This is a genomic window from Mycobacterium sp. NTMscope_MAC_12 (genome assembly GCF_976985675.1).
This window is the reverse complement of sequence record NZ_CDRJYY010000001.1, coordinates 4,792,004-4,807,598: the sequence shown is the minus strand read 5'-3', so window position 1 is coordinate 4,807,598 and position 15,595 is coordinate 4,792,004. Positions and strand designations below refer to the sequence as shown.

The 15,595-nt window shown below is 68.7% G+C and carries 13 protein-coding genes and 1 pseudogene; 7 read left to right on the top strand and 7 right to left on the bottom strand.

The features are described 5' to 3' along the window. Position 1 precedes the first annotated feature (1 nt). Complete coding sequence (locus AC0KS4_RS22295; RefSeq protein ID WP_238956976.1) at positions 2 to 745, bottom strand: SDR family NAD(P)-dependent oxidoreductase; 744 nt, start codon at positions 743 to 745, stop codon at positions 2 to 4. Positions 746 to 815: 70 nt separating this feature from the next. Between AC0KS4_RS22295 and AC0KS4_RS22290 the strand changes: the two genes are divergently transcribed. The 3 genes from AC0KS4_RS22290 to AC0KS4_RS22280 are packed head-to-tail and all read left to right on the top strand — an operon-like array spanning position 816 to position 2,587. Beyond that, on the top strand, positions 816 to 1,187 hold the full coding sequence (locus AC0KS4_RS22290) for a DUF3054 domain-containing protein (RefSeq protein WP_225328243.1): 372 nt from the start codon (positions 816 to 818) through the stop codon (positions 1,185 to 1,187). Positions 1,188 to 1,194: 7 nt separating this feature from the next. Then, positions 1,195 to 2,076, top strand: coding sequence for an SAM-dependent methyltransferase (locus tag AC0KS4_RS22285; protein WP_238956975.1), 882 nt, complete (start codon positions 1,195 to 1,197; stop codon positions 2,074 to 2,076). 7 nt (positions 2,077 to 2,083) lie between these two features. Then, complete coding sequence (locus tag AC0KS4_RS22280; protein WP_225328241.1) at positions 2,084 to 2,587, top strand: GNAT family N-acetyltransferase; 504 nt, start codon at positions 2,084 to 2,086, stop codon at positions 2,585 to 2,587. 178 nt (positions 2,588 to 2,765) lie between these two features. Here AC0KS4_RS22280 and AC0KS4_RS22275 read toward each other — a convergent pair whose 3' ends face one another. After that, positions 2,766 to 3,515: an MBL fold metallo-hydrolase gene (locus AC0KS4_RS22275; protein ID WP_225328240.1), complete on the bottom strand. Its 750-nt coding sequence runs from the start codon at positions 3,513 to 3,515 to the stop codon at positions 2,766 to 2,768. Between the two features lie 153 nt (positions 3,516 to 3,668). Here AC0KS4_RS22275 and fgd point away from each other — a divergent pair, with 153 nt between their 5' ends. Genes fgd through AC0KS4_RS22260 form a run of 3 tightly spaced genes read left to right on the top strand, consistent with a single transcriptional unit; the run spans position 3,669 to position 8,000 of the window. Beyond that, positions 3,669 to 4,679: a glucose-6-phosphate dehydrogenase (coenzyme-F420) gene (fgd, locus tag AC0KS4_RS22270; RefSeq protein WP_225328239.1), complete on the top strand. Its 1,011-nt coding sequence runs from the start codon at positions 3,669 to 3,671 to the stop codon at positions 4,677 to 4,679. An 11-nt stretch (positions 4,680 to 4,690) separates the two neighbouring features. Further along, entirely contained in the window at positions 4,691 to 6,850 is a 2,160-nt protein-coding gene (pta, locus tag AC0KS4_RS22265; protein WP_225328238.1) for a phosphate acetyltransferase, read from the top strand. Next, a complete protein-coding gene (locus tag AC0KS4_RS22260; protein ID WP_238956974.1) occupies positions 6,840 to 8,000 on the top strand; it encodes an acetate kinase in 1,161 nt (386 codons plus the stop codon). Before pta ends, AC0KS4_RS22260 begins: the two co-directional genes overlap by 11 nt. Here the strand turns inward: AC0KS4_RS22260 and AC0KS4_RS22255 are convergent. Together AC0KS4_RS22255 and AC0KS4_RS22250 are read right to left on the bottom strand one after the other, a co-directional pair. Then, on the bottom strand, positions 7,989 to 9,173 hold the full coding sequence (locus tag AC0KS4_RS22255) for a DUF1501 domain-containing protein (RefSeq protein ID WP_238956973.1): 1,185 nt from the start codon (positions 9,171 to 9,173) through the stop codon (positions 7,989 to 7,991). The genes AC0KS4_RS22260 and AC0KS4_RS22255 overlap by 12 nt on opposite strands. A gap of 13 nt (positions 9,174 to 9,186) precedes the next feature. Further along, positions 9,187 to 10,503: a DUF1800 domain-containing protein gene (locus AC0KS4_RS22250; protein ID WP_238956972.1), complete on the bottom strand. Its 1,317-nt coding sequence runs from the start codon at positions 10,501 to 10,503 to the stop codon at positions 9,187 to 9,189. Between the two features lie 104 nt (positions 10,504 to 10,607). Here AC0KS4_RS22250 and AC0KS4_RS22245 point away from each other — a divergent pair. Next, positions 10,608 to 10,748: pseudogene (locus AC0KS4_RS22245) on the top strand (hypothetical protein); the annotation flags it as partial. Positions 10,749 to 10,858: 110 nt separating this feature from the next. On the opposite strand, the gene AC0KS4_RS22240 reads toward AC0KS4_RS22245, so the two are convergent. The 3 genes from AC0KS4_RS22240 to glnX are packed head-to-tail and all read right to left on the bottom strand — an operon-like array spanning position 10,859 to position 15,452. Further along, positions 10,859 to 13,147 carry a serine/threonine-protein kinase PknG gene (locus AC0KS4_RS22240; protein ID WP_238956971.1) on the bottom strand — a complete coding sequence of 763 codons (2,289 nt, stop codon included), beginning with the start codon at positions 13,145 to 13,147 and terminating at the stop codon, positions 10,859 to 10,861. Then, positions 13,147 to 14,133 (bottom strand): glutamate ABC transporter substrate-binding protein, encoded by a 987-nt coding sequence (locus tag AC0KS4_RS22235; RefSeq protein WP_225328232.1) that lies wholly within the window; start codon positions 14,131 to 14,133, stop codon positions 13,147 to 13,149. The genes AC0KS4_RS22240 and AC0KS4_RS22235 overlap by 1 nt, the downstream gene beginning before the upstream one ends. After that, positions 14,133 to 15,452: a protein kinase G-activating protein GlnX gene (glnX, locus tag AC0KS4_RS22230; RefSeq protein ID WP_225328231.1), complete on the bottom strand. Its 1,320-nt coding sequence runs from the start codon at positions 15,450 to 15,452 to the stop codon at positions 14,133 to 14,135. Before glnX ends, AC0KS4_RS22235 begins: the two co-directional genes overlap by 1 nt. Positions 15,453 to 15,595: the final 143 nt, after the last annotated feature.

Here is a 15,595-nt window from a genome sequence, read left to right as displayed (position 1 = left end):
ACTAGCCGGCCATCGTCAAACCGCCGCTGACGCTGATCACCTGTCCGGTGATGAACGACGCCGCGTCCGACGCGAAGAACAGCACCGGCGCGGCGACCTCGTCGGGCCGGGCCAGCCGCCGAAACGGGATCGCCTTGACCAGCGCCTCCTTCAGTTTCTCGGGCTGCGCGTGAAACAGCGGCGTGTCGGTCGGTCCCGGGCACACGCAGTTGACCGTGATCTGGTGACGCGCCATCTCGCGGGCCAGCGACTTGGTCAGCGCGATCACCCCGCCCTTGGCGCCGGCGTAGATGCTCTCGCCCGCGCTGCCCACTCGGCCGGCGTCGCTGGCCAGGTTGACCACGCGCCCGCCGCCGTGCGTCTCGATCATCCCCGGCAGGAACGCCGAGCAGACATGCACGGGCCCCAGGTAGTTGATCGCGACCACCTTCTGCGCGAATTCCGCTGTGGCGTTGAGGAATTGGTCGGTGCGGTCCCATCCGGCGGCGTTGACGACGACGTTGGGCACGCCGAGGTCGGCGTGGATGCGATCGCGCAGCGCGTTGACTTGCGCCGGGTCGGCCACGTCCACTGGCAGCGCGGTGATCTTCTCGGGGTGTTCCTCGGCGGTGGCCGAGGCCGCCGCCTGGTCGAGGTCGGCGGCGACGACGCGGTCGCCCCGGGCGGCCAGTCCCAGCGCGATCGCTCTGCCGATGCCGGAGCTGGCGCCGGTCACCACCGCGAGGCCTGGTGAATGAGTATTCATTGCTGACGAATCTAGGTTCACCGCGGCCGTCGGGTCAAGGATCTTCGGCCCTGCCCGGTAGTCTCGCTGCATGCTTAGGCTCCGGTGGCTGGGCTGGCTCGCCGTCGACGTCGTCGGCGTGCTGGTGTTCTGCGCCCTGGGGCGCCGCAGCCACGACGAAGGGCTCAACGTCACCGGCGTCGCCGCGACGGCGTGGCCGTTTCTCACCGGCACCGCCATCGGGTGGCTGGCCGCGCGCGGCTGGCGGCGGCCCACCGCCGTGGCGCCAACCGGGGTCGTGGTCTGGTTGTCGACCGTGGTCGTCGGCATGGTGCTGCGCAAGGCGACGTCTGCGGGCGTGGCCGCCAGTTTCGTCGTGGTGGCGACGACGGTCACCGCGCTGTTGTTGCTGGGCTGGCGAGTGGCCGTCGGGCTGACCCTGCGGCGCCGCTCCGACGTCTGAGCGCGCGATGGCACCGACGGCCGACGTGGAGGTGACCGCGACGTTCGGCGCCGCCGCGCGGGCCGTGGCCACCGACAAGGGGCTGCTGAACGATCCGTTCGCCGAGCCGTTGCTGTGCGCCGTCGGGATCGAGTACCTCACCCGGGCGATCAAGGACCACACCTTCGCGGCCGACGACGGCGACGACCCGGCGATGACGGCGCTGATGGACGCGTTGGCGGCGCACACCCGTTTTGTGGACGAATTCCTTGCCGACGCGGGCAGGGCGGGCATCCGCCAGGTGGTGATCCTGGCGTCGGGACTGGACACCCGGCCCTATCGGCTGTGGTGGCCCCGGGGGACGACGGTCTACGAGATCGATCGGCCGCAGGTGCTCGACTTCAAGTCCGACGTGCTGCGCGGGCTGGACGCCACCCTGGCCACCAACCGGTGCGCGGTCGGCATCGACCTGCGCCACGATTGGCCGGCGGCCTTGCGGCGGGTGGGTTTTGACGCCGCCCAGCCCACGGTGTGGGTCGCCGAGCAGTTGCTCGTCGGGTACCTGCCACCCCACGAGCAGAGCCGGTTGCTGCACGGGGTCACCGCGGCGAGCGCCCCGGGCAGCCGGTTGGCCGCCGATCACATGCCCACCTGGAATCCGTTGCAGCTGGGGGCCGAGCGCGCCTTCGTGGACGGCTGGCGGCGGCGCGGCCTCGACGTCGACCTGGCCAGCCTGACTTATCCGGGCGAATACCACTATGTCCCTGAGTATCTGGCGACCCACGGCTGGGAGACACGCGGGCGCGACATCGCCGACTTGCTGCGCACCATGGGGCTGGGCAGGCGGCGGCGTACCGGGCGCGGCGACGCGGAGTTCATCCCGGAATACGTCACCGCGACACGCGTTTGAGCTTTCGATGATGCCGGAATCCATTGCCCCAGACGGCCGGCTGCGATTCGTCTCGGCCACCCACGATGATCCGCTGGCCCAACCGCTGCTGGCCGAGTTGGCCGTCGAGTACGCGGAGCGCTACGGCGGCACCCCGAGCACGCATCTGTCCTGGCTGCCCGTGCCCGAGGCCGAGCTGGCGCCACCGGACGGCGGGTTGCTGATCGGGGTCCTGCGCGGCGTGCCCGTGACCGGCGGCGCGTTTCGCCGCTACGACGCCCACACCGCCGAACTCAAGCGGATCTGGACCGACGCCGCCCACCGGCGCCGCGGCTATGCGCGCGCGTTGCTCGCCGCGCTGGAGGCCGAGACGCTGGCCCGCGGGTACCGGCGGCTCTACTTGATCACCGGCAACCGGCAGCCCGAGGCCGAGGCGCTCTACGACGCGACGGGCTATACCCGGGTGGCCCCCGACCCGCTGCCGTCCTGGGGGCCGTTCATCCCGATCGCCTTCGAGAAGTGGCTGACGTGACCACCCCGTCGCCGACGCTCAGACCGGAGCTATCGAGTTAGCAACCGTCACAACGGATCTCAGGGCATAGGGGGCTTTCAATTTTGATAGCGCATGCGCTAGCGCGTTTGGGGTTCACACATCGGATCCCGTGACGGGACCAGTGGGGTTGGTGTGGCGATGATCTGGCCCGAGGTCATCAACCGCCGGCCAGCGAGATGGCCCGAGCCGTCGCCTCGCGAATCGGCCCGCGCCACACGTCGCCGTGCCCCGGCAGCAACACCTCGGTGTCGAGCAGGGCCAACGCATCCAGGCTGCGCAGCGAATTCTGCTGGCTGTGGCTGAACACCTCCGGCAACAGCTGCGGCCCGTCGTGCTTGAGCAGGGGGTGGCCGGTGATCAGCGCGTCGCCGCTGACCAGCACCCCGTCGACCACATACGAGCAATGCCCGCTGGTGTGCCCCGGGGTGAAAACGGCCATCGGGTGGCCCGGCAGCCCGGCGGCCACGTCGGCGGTCAGCGGCCGGGTCGACGGGATGCCGTCGCGGATCAGGCCGCCGCTGCGCACCACGTGCAGCCCCCACGCGGCCCAGCGGGGCCGCCAAATGCGCAGGGCCACATCGAAAACCGAGGCCTGCTCCAGGTATTCGCGCTTGGCGTGACCCACCTCTTCGGCGTGGCAATACACGTCGGTGCCGTAGTCGTTGGCGAACCAGATCGCCGACCCCAGGTGGTCGATGTGGGCGTGGGTGAGCAGGATGGCACGCACGTCGCCGGCGTCGTGGCCCAGCTCCCGCAGCGACGCCAGCACGTCGTGGCGGTCCCCGGGATAGCCGGCGTCGATCAGCATCACGCCGGTGCCGTCGGCGACGATCGTCCAGTTGACGGCCTCGCCCCGCGCGAGGTGCACCGTGTCGGTGACTTGAACAAGAGTTGGCGCCGGTCCCATGCCCGCGAGTGTAGAAGCGTCGTTGCCCCGAGCGATCGCGAGCGCGGCGTAGCCGGGCGCGGCGGGTCGCGACCGTCAGGCCCGAGCGATCGCGAGCGCGGCGTAGCCGGGCGCGGCGGGTCGCGACCATCTGCACAGGAGTAGAAAGAACGAGTGGCTGAACTGAAACTCGGATACAAAGCGTCCGCCGAACAATTTGCCCCGCGCGAGCTCGTCGAGCTTGCCGTCGCCGCCGAAGGTCACGGCATGGACAGCGCAACGGTCAGTGACCATTTCCAGCCGTGGCGGCACGAGGGCGGGCACGCGCCGTTCTCGCTGGCCTGGATGACCGCGGTCGGCGAACGCACCAAGCGGATCACGCTGGGCACTTCCGTGCTCACCCCGACCTTCCGCTACAACCCGGCCGTCATCGCGCAGGCCTTCGCCACCATGGCCTGCCTGTACCCGGACCGCATCTTTCTCGGGGTCGGCACCGGCGAGGCGCTGAACGAGATCGCCACCGGATACGAGGGTGACTGGCCGGAGTTCAAGGAGCGGTTCGCCCGGCTGCGCGAGTCGGTGCGGTTGATGCGCGAGCTGTGGTGCGGCGACCGCGTCGACTTCGACGGCGAGTACTACCGGCTCAAGGGCGCCTCGATCTACGACGTGCCCGAGGGCGGGGTCCCCATCTACGTCGCGGCCGGGGGCCCGGCGGTCGCCAAATACGCCGGACGGGCCGGCGACGGCTTCATCTGCACCTCCGGCAAGGGCGAGGAGCTGTACAAGGACAAGCTGATCCCTGCGGTCAAGGAGGGTGCGGCGATCAACGACCGCAACGTCGACGACATCGACAGGATGATCGAGATCAAGATCTCGTATGATCCCGATCCCGAACTGGCGCTGGAGAACACCCGATTCTGGGCGCCGCTGTCGCTGACCGCAGAGCAGAAGCACAGCATCGACGACCCGATCGAAATGGAGAAGGCCGCCGACGCGCTGCCGATCGAGCAGGTCGCCAAGCGCTGGATCGTGGCCTCGGATCCCGACGAGGCGGTCGAAAAGGTCGGCCAGTACGTGAAGTGGGGCCTCAACCACCTGGTGTTCCACGCCCCCGGTCACGACCAGCGCCGGTTCCTGGACCTCTTCGAGAAGGACCTGGCGCCGCGGCTGCGGCGGCTGGCCTGAGGGGCGGGCGAGTGGTCTCGGGCGCCGCAACGGCAATCTACATCGCCGCGCCCGAGCCGGAGACCGGAAAGTCGACGATCGCGCTGGGGCTGCTGCACCGGCTGACCGCGACGGTCGCGAAAGTCGGTGTGTTCCGGCCCATTACACGCTCCGACAGCGGCGATCGCCAGCCCGGCGAAGCCGGGCGCAGCGGGTCGCCGCAGGCCGTGGAAGATCGGGATTACATCCTGGAACTGCTGCTGTCGCGCACCACGGCGGGCCTGTCCTACGAGCAGTGCGTCGGCGTCACGTACCAGCAGCTGCACGCGGACGGTGACGCGGCGATCGCCGCCATCGTCGACGCCTACCACGCCGTCGCCGAGCAGTGCGACGTGGTGGTGATCGTCGGCAGCGATTATTCCGAACTGGGACAGGCGATCCGGCCCGCGGAGCTGTCCACCAACGCGCGCATCGCGGTCAACCTCGGCGCGCCGCTGCTGCTGACGGTCAGCGGCAAGGGTCGGAGCGCCGGTGAGGTGGCCGACGTCGTCAAGGTCTGCCTGGCCGAGCTCGACGCCCAGCACGCGCACACCGCGGCGGTGGTGGCCAACCGCTGCGAACCGGCCGAGTTGGACGCCATCCGAAAGAGATTGGACGAGGCGCTGCGCCCGTCGTCCCTGCGCAGCTATGTGCTGCCCGACGAACCGCTGCTGTCGGCGCCGACGGTGGCCGAACTTCAGAGCGCGGTGAGCGGGACGCCGGTCAGCGGCGAAGAGTCGCTGCGGGAGCGCGAGGTCACCGAGGTGATGGTCGCCGGGATGACCGCCGACCACGTCCTGGAACGGCTGCGCGACGGCATGGCGGTCATCACCCCCGGCGACCGCTCCGACGTGGTGCTCGCCGTCGCCAGCGCGCATGCCGCGGAGGGCTTTCCGTCCCTGTCGTGCATCGTCCTCAACGGCGGTTTCGAGTTGCACCCGTCCATCGCGGCCCTGGTCGCCGGGCTGCGACTGCGGCTGCCCATCGTCGCCACGAGGCTGGGCACCTACGACACCGCCAGCGCGGCGGCCTCCGCCCGGGGCAGGGTCACGGCGACGTCGCAGCGCAAGATCGACACCGCGCTCGAGTTGATGGACGGCCACGTCGACATCACCGATCTGCTGGCGCAGCTTGCCATTCCGATCCCCACGGTGACCACCCCGCAGATGTTCATCCATCAGCTGACGCTGCAGGCGCGTTCGGATCGCAAGCACATCGTGCTGCCCGAAGGCGACGACGACCGTATCCTGCGGTCCGCCGGGCGGGTGCTGCAGCGCCGCGTCGCCGACGTGACCATCCTGGGCGACGAGGCCCAAATCCGCCAGCGCTCGGGCGAACTCGGGGTGGATCTGGCCGACGTAACGGTGATCGATCCGCGTGCCAGCCAGTTGCGTGACGAGTTCGCCAACCAGTACGCGCAGTTGCGCAAGGCGAAGGGCGTCACCGTCGAACAGGCCCGCGAGATCATGCGCGACACGACGTATTTCGGCACCATGATGGTGCACAACGGCATGGTCGACGGCATGGTGTCCGGTGCCGCGCACACCACCGCGCACACGGTGCGACCCGCATTCGAGATCATCAAGACCGTCCCGGACGTCTCCACGGTGTCCAGCATCTTCTTGATGTGCCTGCCCGATCGTGTCCTGGCCTACGGCGACTGCGCGATCATCCCCAACCCGACGCCGGAGCAGCTGGCCGACATCGCGATCTCGTCGGCGCGCACCGCCGCGCAGTTCGGCATCGAGCCCCGGGTTGCGATGCTGTCCTACTCGACCGGTGACTCCGGCACCGGGGCCGACGTCGACAAGGTCAGGGCGGCAACACAATTGGTGCGAGAGCGGAATCCCGGCCTGCCGGTCGAGGGCCCCATCCAGTACGACGCTGCGATCGAACCGTCGGTCGCGGCCACCAAACTGCGCGACTCGCCCGTGGCCGGGCGCGCCACGGTGCTGATCTTCCCCGACCTCAACACCGGTAACAACACCTACAAGGCGGTGCAGCGCAGCGCCGGCGCGCTGGCCATCGGCCCCGTGTTGCAGGGCCTGCGCAAGCCGGTGAACGACCTGTCGCGGGGCGCTCTGGTGGAAGACATCGTGAACACCGTTGCCATCACCGCGATTCAGGCGCAGGGCGGCCCCCATGGGAAGTAGCAGCGCGCGCCTCGTGCTGGTGATCAACTCCGGCTCGTCGTCTCTGAAGTTTCAACTGGTCGATCCCGATTCGGGCGCTGCCCGCTCGACCGGCCTCGTGGAGCGCATCGGAGAGGCGGGGTCGCCGGTTCCCGACCACGACGCCGCGCTGCGCCGCGCGTTCGACACGCTGGCCGACGACGGCATCGACCTGAAGACATCCGGCGTCGTCGCGGTGGGCCATCGAGTAGTGCACGGCGGCAACGCCTTCTACGAGCCGACGCCGCTCGACGACGCGGTGATCGCGAGGCTCAAGGATCTGTCGGACCTGGCGCCGCTGCACAATCCGTCCGCGCTCACGGGAATCGAGGTCGCGCGAAAGTTGCTGCCCGACATACCGCACATCGCGGTCTTCGACACCGGCTTCTTCCACGACCTGCCGCGCGCGGCGGCGACCTACGCCATCGACCGCGAACTGGCGCAGCGGTATCAGATCCGCCGGTACGGGTTCCACGGCACCTCGCACCGCTACGTCAGCGAGCAGGCCGCCGCCTTCCTGGACCGATCGGTCGGCGACCTGAAACAGATTGTGCTGCATCTGGGTAACGGCTGCTCGGCGTCGGCGATCGCCGGCACCCGGCCGCTCGACACCTCGATGGGTCTCACCCCGCTGGAGGGGCTGGTGATGGGCACCCGCAGTGGCGACATCGATCCCAGCGTCGTCAGCTACCTGTGCCACACGGCGCAGTTGGGCGTCGACGACATCGAGACGATGCTCAACCAGCGGTCCGGGGTGTGGGGTCTGTCCGGCGAGCGTGACTTTCGCCGGTTGCGGGCAATGATCGAATCCCGCGACGAGTCAGCGCAATTGGCGTATAGCGTGTTCACGCACCGGCTGCGCAAATACGTCGGCGCCTACCTGGCGGTGCTGGGGCACACCGATGTCATCAGCTTCACCGCCGGGATCGGCGAGAACGACGCGGCCGTGCGGCGGGACGCGGTCGCGGGCATGGAGGAGCTGGGCATCGTGCTCGACGAGCGGCGGAACCTCGGCGGGGGCAAGGGTGCACGACAGATCTCCGCCGACGATTCACCGATCACCGTGCTGGTGATCCCGACCAACGAGGAGCTGGCCATCGCCCGCGACTGCGTGAACGTGCTAGACGGATAAGAATCCCAGGCTCTTTCGTCCCGTGCCGACCGAGGGTGTGGGATCGGTTTTGACGGTTTGCGCCAGCAGCTCGAAGTAGATGTCACGAAAATCGGTGGTGTACTTCAGGTCTCCGTTGTCGAGGTCGGTGAGGCTGGGCTCCTCGCCGTAGAAGCCGCCCTTCACGGGCGCACCCGCGATGAAAACGGGCCCCGCCGTACCGTGATCGGTGCCTTGGGACGCATTGGCACGCACTCGACGCCCGAACTCCGAATACGCCATCAGGACCACGTCTCGTCCGGCCATCTCCTGAATGAACGCGGCCACCGCCTCGTCGAATGTCTGCAGTAACCGTTGCTGGGTCCCACGTTCGCCGGCATGGGTGTCGAAGCCGCCCAACTGCACCGTATACACCCGCGTCGGGACGCGGGCCTTGATGGCCTGGGCAACCATGCTCAGCTGAGTGGCCAGTGAATTGCGTTCCGTGATAGCAGGTTTGACCGACGCGAAGGTTGTGTTGGCGGTGTGCGCCGCACGGTAGGCCTTGCACACCGCGGCCATCGCGGGAGTGTCATCGGGGTCGTCGTTACCCAGCGCGGTCATGATCCCGTCGAATCTCTCCGCCTCGGCCGGCGCCCCGTTCGGCGAAAGCGCTGCCGCTGTGCACTTTGCGCCGATGGCCAGTGGTGGCAGGACCGCCCCGATGTTGACCGCACGCAACGGGTCATCGCCGGTGGCGTCGAGCCAGCGGCCGATCCAGCCGGTCGAAACCGGCTCGGCGGGTGACGCCGTCTGCCAGATGTCCATGGAGCGAAAGTGGCTGTGGTCGGGCTTCGGGTAGCCGGCGCCGCGCACAACGGCGAGGTGCCGCTGGTTCCACAGACCGGCCATGTTCTTCAGAGCCGGATTGAGGCCCAGCTGCGCGTCGAGGTGCAAGACATCGCCGGGGGAATAGGCGAGTTCGGGACGGGCGTCGTGGTAGGCGTTGTCCGCGTAGGGGATCAGGGTGTTGATCCCGTCGTTGCCGCCGTAGAGCGTGGCGATCACCAGGACGCCGCTTCCTTCGGCCAGCGGCCGGTCGGAGGCGGCGCGCATCAGGTCGGGCCAACTGACCGCCACCGTTCCCGACAGCAACCCCGCCGCCCCCACACCCGCGCTGGCGATCAGGAATCTGCGACGGTTCATCTCGGCCATGGCTGCTGATCCCCTACGACGTCAAGTATTCGGGAGTGTTGACGGCGGCCGCGACCAACTGCGGCGGTTGGCGCACCAGCGGTCGCAGCGCCTGGGCGGTGCGGTCCGACCAGGCGCCGACGCCGATCAGGTAGCCGACCGCATCGATGCGGTCACCGGCGGGGGTTCCCTCGACGCTTGAGAGGTCGCCGGCGTGTGCCAGCTCTGCCGCCGCGCGCAGCCTGGCCCCAGCACTGGCGGTGGAAAGCCACACCTGGCCGCTGGGCCAGCCGCCGACGCTGGGCGGGTAGAACGGTCGTTGACCCAGCGTACGCAACGTCGCGTCGATCATCTTGAGACGCTTGGGATTGTCGACCGGCACGCGCAGCGCCCGGATCACGCCGATGAGCCACTCGGTAGGGGTATTGACGACCGCGGCACGGCTGCCGGTGAACGCGGTGTCGGTCAGGATCGCGCGGGTCAGCGCGCGCAGGTCGCGGTTGGGGCCGTAGGCGCCGACCAGCCGGTCGAGCACCTGGCGTGGCGCTGGATCGTCGGACGCCAATTGCTGCCACAGACGTCCCGCGATGTATTCCGCCGATCTGGGTTGCGCCAGCACAATGTCGCAGAACCCGGCGGCGTCGAAGTTGCGGGTTTGCCCGAACAGCGTCTTGGCGGTCCCGTCATGACGTTTGGGGACCATCGAGGTGTCACCCCCGACGCCGATCACCCATCCCGTCAGGGCCCGCGCGCCGTTGCGCACGTCGCTTTCGGTGTAGCCGTTGCCGTGTCCCAACGCGAACAGCTCCATGAATTCGCGGGCAAGGTTTTCGTTGGGTGCCCCGGCGGTGCTGCTTTGTGCGTCGAGCCAGCGCAGCATCGCGGCGTCGGTCAGCATCCCGTAGGCCAGGGTGCGGAAATCGCCCAACGATCCGGTGCGCAATTTGTGATTCTGCGCGGCCATGTATGCCGCTACCCGCACCTTCTGCGCCGAGGTGGCGAAGTGGTTGTGCCACAGCAGGGTTAGCTTCTCGTGGAGCGGCTGTCGCACGGCGACCATGCGCCGCACCCACCAATTCGACAGCACGCCCAGCTGTTCCGACACCTGCTGGTTGTACTGCTTGTGGGCGGCCGGGGTGGCGCGCTTACCGGGCGGGCTGGGCGTCGGCAGGCTGGGCATCGGGGTGGCAACCGCGCCGGGGTCGACGTCGGGATCGGCGCCCAGCAGCGCGTCCACGTAGCCGGACCAGTCCCGCGCTACGGCCGCGTCGACCTCGGGCCCTGTCACCCCGAACCCGGCCCGGCGCAGCATGCGGGCCGTACTGACCCACGCCGTGGACTGGCCTGCCATGTGTCAACTGTGCGGCATATACCTATGTTCTCGCTGTGAATCCGGGCTGTGAATAGCCGAGCGCATGGCTCGCGGTCGACGTGTGATGGTGCGCGGCATGAGGAGACATTCAGCGCATGGAGATGCTCGAGGAGAGGGGCTGGGTCGTCGTCCGCGTCGTCGCGGAGGACCGCCCGGCCAGTATCATCCGCCGGGTGCGAGAGGCGCTGGCGAAATCGACTGTGAATCTTGGGCTTTGCGTGTGAGCCCACGGCGAGGTTTGTCGGCGTGTCGTCGCCCAGTGTTCACGCCGAAAGCCCAGGTTTCACACTCAACGCCCAGGTTTCACTCTCGACACCGTAAGGCGTGCAACAGCTCAGAACGTGCTGGTCGGCCGCACCCGGTTGGCCATGTCGACCAGCTCGTAGCGGTGCCGCTGCGTGGGTGCGACGCGGGCCAGATTGCGCAGCGCCGCCTCGACGCCCAGCCGCAGCCCGTGCTCGGTGAACGGGAAGCCCAGGATGTGATTGGTGCTGGCCTTGTTGTCCTCCAGCCAGTCCATCGCGCAGCCCAGCACCAGCGCGCGGATCTGCAGCACGCGGGGCTCGGTGGGCGGCAGCGCCTCCACCCGCCGCGCCGCGTCCCTAATGTCCTCTTCGGTGATCTCGCTCTTGGTCCGGCCGGACAACAGCGTCACCGCGCTGGTCAGGCGCGCGGTGGTGAAGTGGCGCGACGTGGCCGGCACCTCGTCCAGCGTGCGCACCGCGGCGGCCCGATCACCTTGGGCGGACAGCGATCTGGCCAACCCGAACGCCGCCGAGATCACGCCGTCGTTGGTCTTCCACACCGTCTCGTAGTACTTGTGCTCGTCGGCGTCGCCGGCCAACTCGGCGGTGGCGGCCAACGCCAGCTTGGGCGCCAGCTCGCCCGGGAAGGTATCCAGTACCTCGGTGAAATGCGTTGTGGACGAATCGTAATCGCCGGTGAGCAACTCGGCGACGGCCTTGTACCACACCAGCCGCCATTGCCAGCCGACCCGCGCGGCCAGGTCGTCGAGCTTGCGGGTGGCCTTGGCGACGTCGCCGAGATCCAGCAGCGCGCGCACCTCCATCATCGGCAGCTCGACCGACTCGGACAGCTCGGCACCGTCGGCGTCCAGGGTCCCGTGCCGGGCCGCGCGCAACGAGTCCAGAGTCTGCACCGGCTGCGACAACACCGTCGCCTGTAGCACCGATGCGGCGACGTCGGCCGGATCGACCAGCGGCACTTGCAGCGCGGTGACGATTTCGCGGGCCGTCAGCTTCTCCGAATGGACCTGCCCGTCCAGGTAGACGTCGGTGTGCGCGACCAGCAGGTCCACCCCGAACGTCGAGCGGCTGGGCGAAAAGATCGTCGACAGGCCGGGCCGGGGCACCCCGCTGTCGTGGGCGACGACTTCGCGCAGCACGCCGATCAACTGCGCGGACATCTCCTCGGTGTTGGCGAACCGCCGGCGCGGGTCGGGATCGGTGGCGCGGCGCAGCAACCGGTGGAACGAGTCGTAGGTGCTCAGCACCGGGTCGTGCTCGGGCAGGCCGTCGACGTAGCGGCCGTTGCGGGTGCGCAGGTTGAGCGTGAGCGCCGCCAGCGTGCGCCCCACCGTGTAGATGTCGGTGGCGACCGTCGGGCCGGTCCGCACGATCTCCGGAGCCTGGAAACCCGGTGTGCCATAAAGGTATCCGAACGAATTGATCCGCGACACCGCGCCCAGGTCGATCAGCTTGAGCTGCTCCTCGGTGAGCATGATGTTCTCCGGCTTCAGGTCGTTGTAGACCAGGCCGATGGAGTGCAGATAGCTCAGCGCGGGCAGGATTTCCAGCAGGTAGGCGATGGCCTCGGCGACGGGAAGCTTCTCGCCCTTCCCGTGCTTGAGCGACTGCCCGCCGACGTACTCCATGACGATGTAGCCGACCGGATTGCCGTGCTGGTCCTTGTGTTCGACGAAGTTGAAGATCTGCACGATCTGCGGGTGGACGACCTCGGCCAGAAACTGCCGTTCGGCCATCGCGATCGCCTGCGCCTCCGCATCGCCGGAGTGGACCAGGCCTTTGAGCACGACCGGCCGGTCGTTGACGTTTTTGTCGACGGCCAGATACACCCAGCCCAGCCCGCCGTGCGCGATGCAACCCTTGACCTCGTACTGGCCGGCGACGATGTCCCCCGGATTGAGTTGCGGCAGAAACGAATACGGGCTGCCGCAGGCCGGGCACCAACCCTCCGACGTGCCCTTGCTCTTCTTGCTGGACCGGCCCACCGGCTTCCCGCAGTTCCAGCAGAAGCGCTTGGACTCGGGGACCACCGGGTTGGTCATCAGCGCTTCGCGCGGGTCGATGTCGCGTCCCCGTGGAATCTCGACGAGCCCACCGCCGAGCTGTCGGACCGCCGGCAGCGACCGCGTCGCCACCGTCATGCGGTCGCCGGTGTCGGTGTCCAGGGCGCCCAGCGAGATGTGCGGAAAGTCGTCGTCGTCATCGTCGAAGTCGGGCCGAAACAGCGCCTGCGTGGCCTGCAGCCGCCCCGTCGAGGCGCCGGTCTGGACGTCCGCCGGCTGGGTGCCGGGGTTCACGTCGTCCACGTCTCCAGAGCCGGGTTCCGGCTGCTCGGACTGCTTATCCGGCTCGGCCATCAGTCCAGATACCTCGGTGTGGGCGGGGCCGGCGCGGGGCCCAGCACGGTCAACCACTTGCGGTACAACGTGTTCCACGTGCCGTCGCGGCGGATCCTTTCCAGGGTCCCGTTGACGAACCGCACCAGGGGGGTGTTGTTCAGGTTGATGCCGATGCCGTAGGGCTGGGTGGCCATGTTGGGTCCGACGATGTGCAGGTAGGGGTCCTCTTCGACGAGCCCGGCCAGGATCGAGTCGTCGGTGCTGACGGCGTCGATCTCGCGCTGCTGCATCGCGACCAGGCAGTCGGCCCAGTTGACCACCGACACCACCACCGGCGGCGGGTCGATCTGCCGGATGCGATGCAGCGAGGTGGTGCCCTTGGCCACGCACACGCGTTTGCCGGACAGGTCGCTCACCTTGACGATCGACGAGTCGCGCGGGGTGAGGATGCGCTGGTTGGCGTCGAGGTAGACGGTGGAGAAGTTGACCAGCTTGCGCCGGTCGCAGGTGATCGTCATGGTCTTGACCACGATGTCGACCTCGCCGCGTTGCAGGGCGGTGACGCGCTCGTCTGACGACAGGATCCGGTACTCGACGTGGGACGGGGCGCCGAAGATGTCGCGGGCGATCTCGCCGGCCATGTCGACGTCGAAGCCGGTGATCTCGCCGGTGATCGGGTCGCGGAAGCTGAACAGGTTGCTGCCGATGTCGAGCCCGACGATCAGCCTGCCCCGCGCGCGGATGTCGGCGACGGCGGCGTCGGCCTCGGCCTTGGTGGGGAAGGGCCGCAGGCTGGCCGTCAGGTCGCAGTCCTGATGGGGGCCGTCGGGCGGCAGCGGTGGCTGCGGCGGCAGTTGCTCCATGCCGACCGGGGTGGGCGGCGGCAGCGTCGGGACGCTGGCCACGTGCAGCGATTCCGTATGCCCGCAGCCCGCCGCCGCGACCGCTACCGCCACCGTGGCGGCCACGGTGCGCGCCCGGCGCAGCAGAGGCAGGCGGGTCATTATCGATACTCTTTCAGCCGCGGCCACAGGCCCAGCGCCACCGCGATGGCCGCCCCGAGGCTGAGCACCACGCCGCCAACCTGGGCGCCGGACAGCCCGCTGCGCGCGTTGATCACGTCGTTGCGCAGGTGGATGCGGCCCTGGTCCATGGCCTTGACCAGCTCGTCTTCCAGTTTGTCGAACGCCGGGGTGGAATCCTCTTCGCTGCTGCCCAGCGCGACCTGGGTGGCGGCGCGGTAGTTCCCCACCGAGATGTACGAGGTGATCCGGTCGTTGGCCTGCCGCCAGCGCAGCAGCAGCTGGTCGGCGCCTTCCAGGTCGGGTTTGTCTACGGCGTCGCTGCGGGACATGTACTGGTCGAGCTGGCGGTGCATCGAATCGATGCGCTGATAGAACGACTGCTTGCGCTTCTCTTCGTCCCCGCGGCGGATCAGCGACAGCGTCTCGTCGGCGCGCGCCTGCTGGGCGGTGATCGCGACGTTGGTGACGGTCTTGAGGGACTCCGCGGCGGTGTCCTTCGCGCTACGACTGGCCGTCGTAGAGATGGTTAGCGCAGTCCCGACCCATACCACCATGACGAGAATAGCGAGCGCGCCCACGACCAGGCCGGGGTTGATGCGGCGCCGGGTGCGCCGGGCCAGCCAGCGATGGGAGAACGCGCCGAAGACCACGGTGGCGCCGACGACCATGATCACCGGCGCCGGGATCTGGGTCGACGCGGTGGTTTCCACGTCCACCCGCTCCGAGGTGGCCCGGTAAAGCCGTGCCGCGTCGGGCAGGATCGTCGACTGCATCAGCCCCGATGCCTCCGACAGGTACGACGAGCCGACCGGGTTGCCCGCCCGGTTGTTGGTTCGCGCGATTTCGATCAGGCCGGTGTAGACGGCCAGCTGGGCGTTGATCCGGCCCAGGAGCTGCACCTGCGGCTCGTCGGTGAGCCCGCTGGACGCCCTGGTCACGGCCACGGCCGCGTCGGTGATGGCCTGCTCGTAGCGCTGCCGCACCGGCGGCGGTTCGGCTTCGGCGATGAACGCGGTGGCGGCCGCGGCGTCGGCCACCGACAGGGTGGTGTAGAGCCGGCCGGCGGCGAACGACAGCGGCTCGGTGTGGTTGAGCACCGTGGTGAGCACCTGTTGCCGGTGGTTGATGGTGGTCGAGGTGGCGAAGGCGCTGATCCCGCCGAGGGCCGCCAGGACGATGCCGATGGTCAGGATGCGGCCCGGCGTCGTCGAGATGAACCACCAGCGTGGGTGGGCTGGTTCGGCCGGTGACCGCGATCCCTGCGGCTCGGTCGACGGGTGCGCCAGCTCAACCGTCACGTCTGATCAGCCCTCATCTCTTGGCCACTGGATTTCGCTGCACGGACCTCTATAAGCGAAGTCTAAGAGCATGTTCGGGTGGATGGGTGGAGGCCGACGCAATTGCCGACGCGCCGAAGACCGCCGAGAACCAAGTCTGCCTA

Coding starts and splice junctions, on each gene's coding strand:
- AC0KS4_RS22250 (WP_238956972.1), bottom strand. CDS start 10,503: ATGGCAGGCCAGTCCACGGCGTGGGTCAGTACGGCCCGCATGCTGCGC.
- AC0KS4_RS22290 (WP_225328243.1), top strand. CDS start 816: ATGCTTAGGCTCCGGTGGCTGGGCTGGCTCGCCGTCGACGTCGTCGGC.
- AC0KS4_RS22255 (WP_238956973.1), bottom strand. CDS start 9,173: ATGGCCGAGATGAACCGTCGCAGATTCCTGATCGCCAGCGCGGGTGTG.
- AC0KS4_RS22285 (WP_238956975.1), top strand. CDS start 1,195: ATGGCACCGACGGCCGACGTGGAGGTGACCGCGACGTTCGGCGCCGCC.
- AC0KS4_RS22240 (WP_238956971.1), bottom strand. CDS start 13,147: ATGGCCGAGCCGGATAAGCAGTCCGAGCAGCCGGAACCCGGCTCTGGA.
- AC0KS4_RS22280 (WP_225328241.1), top strand. CDS start 2,084: ATGATGCCGGAATCCATTGCCCCAGACGGCCGGCTGCGATTCGTCTCG.
- AC0KS4_RS22295 (WP_238956976.1), bottom strand. CDS start 745: ATGAATACTCATTCACCAGGCCTCGCGGTGGTGACCGGCGCCAGCTCC.
- AC0KS4_RS22260 (WP_238956974.1), top strand. CDS start 6,840: ATGGGAAGTAGCAGCGCGCGCCTCGTGCTGGTGATCAACTCCGGCTCG.
- AC0KS4_RS22275 (WP_225328240.1), bottom strand. CDS start 3,515: ATGGGACCGGCGCCAACTCTTGTTCAAGTCACCGACACGGTGCACCTC.
- AC0KS4_RS22235 (WP_225328232.1), bottom strand. CDS start 14,133: ATGACCCGCCTGCCTCTGCTGCGCCGGGCGCGCACCGTGGCCGCCACG.